Here is a 552-nt window from a genome sequence, read left to right as displayed (position 1 = left end):
ATCTTTAAGCCTCGGACCGGCTCGGGCATCCCGAGCGGCCTCTGGGCCAGTTGTTGAAGCCCGTGCCTGAGCACTGGGGGCCCGAGCCGGACCGTCCTTCTCCGCAGCCCGAACGGTTGTTGGAACATGCAGTTCGCATAGACAAGGATGGGAGTGAGAGGACGTGTCCGACTCTGTTTTCGTGGGAATCGACGTTTCGAGTCAGACCCTGGAAGTGGCCAGCACAGCCGCGACCAAGACCTGGCAAGTCAGCAACGATGCGGCAGGCATCGAGCAGGTGGTCAGCCAGTTGACGGGCTTGCGGCCTGAACTGGTGGTGCTCGAAGCCACGGGCGGCTATGAATTCGAGGCCGCGTGTGCGCTGCAGGCCGCCGGCCTGGCCGTGGCGGTGGTCAATCCGCGAACGGCGCGCGACTTCGCCCGTGCGATGGGTGCGCTGGCCAAGACCGACGCGCTGGACGCGCGCATGCTCGCGCTGTTCGCCCGCACGCTGCACCAGCGCCCGGATCGCGAGCGCTTCGTCAAGCCGCTGGCCGGCGCCGAGTTGCAACG

The 552-nt window shown here is 66.7% G+C and carries 1 protein-coding gene; it reads left to right on the top strand.

Going from position 1 to position 552, the window contains the following annotated elements; genetic code table 11:
• Positions 1–163 precede the first annotated feature (163 nt).
• On the top strand, positions 164–552 hold a 389-nt coding region (locus Q8X39_RS20480; protein ID WP_455363816.1), incomplete at its 3' end, for an IS110 family transposase.

Source organism: Leptothrix discophora, assembly GCF_030705305.1.
Classification (GTDB): domain Bacteria; phylum Pseudomonadota; class Gammaproteobacteria; order Burkholderiales; family Burkholderiaceae_C; genus Sphaerotilus; species Sphaerotilus discophorus.
The sequence above is the reverse complement of the archived record's forward strand: the minus strand, read 5'-3'. Positions and strand labels throughout refer to the sequence as shown.